The 3,414-nt window shown below is 56.7% G+C and carries 3 protein-coding genes and 1 pseudogene; 1 reads left to right on the plus strand and 3 read right to left on the minus strand.

The features are described from left to right. From Q0M74_RS13470 to Q0M74_RS13480, 3 genes are all read right to left on the minus strand, one after another. A partial coding sequence (locus Q0M74_RS13470) for an alpha/beta fold hydrolase (RefSeq protein WP_293955310.1) occupies positions 1-488 on the minus strand: 488 nt, incomplete at its 3' end. 119 nt (positions 489-607) lie between these two features. Then, positions 608-748, minus strand: coding sequence for a hypothetical protein (locus Q0M74_RS13475; RefSeq protein WP_293955312.1), 141 nt, complete (start codon positions 746-748; stop codon positions 608-610). Positions 749-1,020: 272 nt separating this feature from the next. After that, entirely contained in the window at positions 1,021-2,613 is a 1,593-nt protein-coding gene (locus Q0M74_RS13480) for an aspartate:alanine exchanger family transporter (protein WP_025386849.1), read from the minus strand. 331 nt (positions 2,614-2,944) lie between these two features. On the opposite strand from Q0M74_RS13480, the pseudogene Q0M74_RS13485 reads away from it, so the two are divergent. Further along, positions 2,945-3,414 (plus strand): annotated as a pseudogene (locus Q0M74_RS13485) (HNH endonuclease); the annotation flags it as partial.

A 3,414-nucleotide genomic window follows, 5' to 3' on the forward strand; every position in this document is an offset into this window, starting at 1 on the left:
TCCAGTGCGTCCGGGTGTGTGGACAGGTAGTGCAGGGTGGTGAAACCACCAAAGGACTGCCCCAACAGGTTCCAGGTATCTGCGTTGAGGTGGGCTCTGATGGCTTCACAGTCACGGACGATGCCATCAGCACGCAGGTGGCTGAGGTATTCCGCTACTTCCTGCGCGCTGTGGTGCTCCAGAATCTCATTGCCCACCGGCGAGGACAGCCCCGTGCCACGCTGATCAAGCAGAACCACCCGGTAGTGCTCAAGCGCCACGCCCAGCCAACTGGGATTTAAGGGCACCAGGCTGGGGCGTGGTGCTTCATTACCCGGACCACCCTGCAGGAAGACCAGATAAGGCAGATTCTCACCACCCTTTTTGGTGGCGATGCGGGCGAAGATATCAATGGTTCGCTCATCTGCGGCATCCGTGGTCAGCGGGACGGTGAGGGTGAGTGCGTCCAAACGTAACTCGCCCAGGTGCGTGGTGGTCACTGAAGTCATAGAACCCAGGTTACGCGTGGGAACGGTGCCCTATTGCACGCTGGGCTCAGCCTGGGGCACTGACGCCTCATTGATCTCCTTGGCCACCCGGTGTGCCTTCACCTGGGCTGCGATTAGATTCAGTTCTGCAACAGATATCCGCAGGACGGTATCAGCATGAGAGTCTTGAACACGCTGGCTTCAGTCAGCGCATGGCCGATCCAGAACACCCCGAACAACACCAGTGTCACCAGGCCGATCACGATGGTTGCTCCAAGCAACGGCTCGACAGCTCTGTGGCTTTGTTCCCAGGCTTCCTGGGAGGACCTGGTCGCCCTGGTACTCCACCCCCCATGCTTTAAGGTTGTCCATGTGCATTTCTTTGATCACCAGTCGTCTCAACACATGCTGAGCAGCTAATCATGCCGGAGTTGTAGTCTCCACCGCATTGACCGGAAGACTTTTACACAGCGGCGCAAGTGATCAGCACACAGCTGGGGCTAGGCATAGCCCCAGCAGATGCGCGGACCTGAATAAAAATTTCTCCGTTGCCCTATAACAACAGAAACAGCACCTGACAGGCCAGGATCTTGCCGATCATGGAGGTCGGATACACCGTGGCATAACTCCTGTTGGCCAGGTCCGTGCCGGTCTGATCATTGAGATAGGAGATGATCGCCGGGTTGGTGGTGGCACCTGCAGCCAGTCCCATGGCTTCATCCCAGCGCAGCTTCAACACCTTCATGCCGATGATTGCGCACAACAATGCCGAGGTCACCGTAATGAGGAAACCAGCACCGATATAGACCAGGGACTGCGGATCAGTCAGCGCTTCACGGAAACCCGCACCAGCTGAGGTCCCCACCCCTGCCAGAAACAACGCCAGGCCCAAGGTAGAGATCGTCCTATTGGCATGAAAGGGCAACTGCCAGGTGACCGGACCGGTACGGTTCAACGCCCCCAGGATCAAACCCACCACGATGGGGCCACCACCGAAACCCAGATACATGGTGGTGTCCCCCGGCAGTGGGATCGGGACGGCACCGAGCAACAACCCCAGCGACAATCCAATAGCAAAAGGCAGAAGGTTCACGTCGCCCAGGGACTTCTCCGAATCCCCCAGGTACTTGCGGACATCCCCCATCCGGCCCGGAGCCGCCACCACACGCACACGGTCGGAGTAGTTAATCACCGTGTCACCACGGGGAACAAATTCACTATCCCCCTGGCGGATACGGGCAATCATGAAACCATTGGCCACCGTATCCAGCTCCGCCACGGTCAGACCAGCAATATTCGGATTGGACACCGTGAAACGGGAATACACCAACTCTGTATCTTCAATCTTCGTGGCGCATTCCGACCCCAGTGCCGCGATCGCATCATCCACAGCACGCACAGAACCATTGATCACCAACTCCATCCCCGGCTCCAAAGGCAGAGACGGATCCGCCAGACGGTGTTCATGGAGATCCTCCACGATGCGGGTGGCAATGATCTTCTGACCACTCAAAGCAGGCAGATCACCAATCGTGCCCGCCACCCCCTCCCCGATGCGCACACCCTTCCACACCAAGGGTTCAGAGATCATCCCCTCTTTACGGGCATCCTCCCGGTGATTGACCTTGAGTAGTTTCGCCCCCACAGCAGCAACCAGGATGGAACCCAGAACCGCGCCCGGATAAGCCAGGGAGAAACCAATAACTGGTTGACCTGCCAGGTCAGGATCGCTGAGCTCCACCACCGCTGCCATACCCGGTGTGGAGGTGAGGGAGCCAGCAAACATACCGGCTCCCGCCCCGGTGCTTAAACCGAAGGTCTTCACCATGGCCCAGGCAAGCGCTGCCATGGATATCAACAGCAGGATCATGAAGATGGTGAGTTTCCATCCCTTGCTCTTAAACTCTCGGAAGAAGGCCGGTCCTGCAGAGATACCGATGACGTAGACAAACATGGCCAGGCCGAGTTGGAAAACAAAGGCCGGGATCTGGATCTCCGGGTTCAGGGTAGACAGGATCAGTGCCACAAAAAGCACTGCCGCAGCACCTAGCGAGATGCCGAGGAAGCGTATCTTTCCGATGGCCAGACCTACTGTCAGGATCACAGCCAGGGCGATCAGGGGGTTTGCGGCAAAGAAATCAAGCACAGCGTGGGACCATTCCTTTTCTCACAGGTGATTACTTCCTATGGTCCCGCAATACCAGACATAAAACAACAGATACAAAACTCTTTTTAGGCAATGGAACTAGCTGGAGGAGAAGGTTCCCGGCAGGGCCCCAGGAGTGATGATCAGCGCCCATCCAGTGGAAAACTCTGGGGAGATCCAGGCGGAAAACACCCCTGAAAAGTGGGCAAACCAGCAGGTAGTGATGATGCAATGGGATCGATGGGGGTAGTCGTGTCCGGTGTGTTATCTATGGTGATATTCAAACACCTGAACTAACTATTTGCTGTCACGCATCAAAGGGGGAAACACCATGACCACCGTGACCGCCCCACCTACAACCACCGCTTATTATTACACCGTCAACAACCCGGATGACCCGGATGCTGTTGACATGACCAAGGTACGTCAAGCTGAATTCCTGGTCATTGAACGGGCCATGCCAGAAGACGAGGACTTCTTCGATGTCGCTGCCACCCGGTTCGCCCTGTCAACCGGGGTATCTAAAACCAGGGCAGGTGATCTGTTTGTCGCTATCGAGCAGCTGCACAACCTGCCCAGACTCAATGAGTTGCAGCATGAGTTGTTTCACCTGGATCTTTATCGTGTGCTTGCCATCTTTGACGCCCTGGCAGGTCTCCGGCGTGAATACCTGCCCCTGGTGGATGAACACCTCACCGACTACCTCACCCCGCAGGCCCCGAACCAGGATCTCCCCTCAGCACAGAAGATCAAAAACAAGATCAAAGCCATCCGCCTCCTGGTCGAAGATGATGGTGGTCC

Source organism: uncultured Corynebacterium sp. (assembly GCF_945649885.1).
GTDB lineage: Bacteria > Actinomycetota > Actinomycetes > Mycobacteriales > Mycobacteriaceae > Corynebacterium.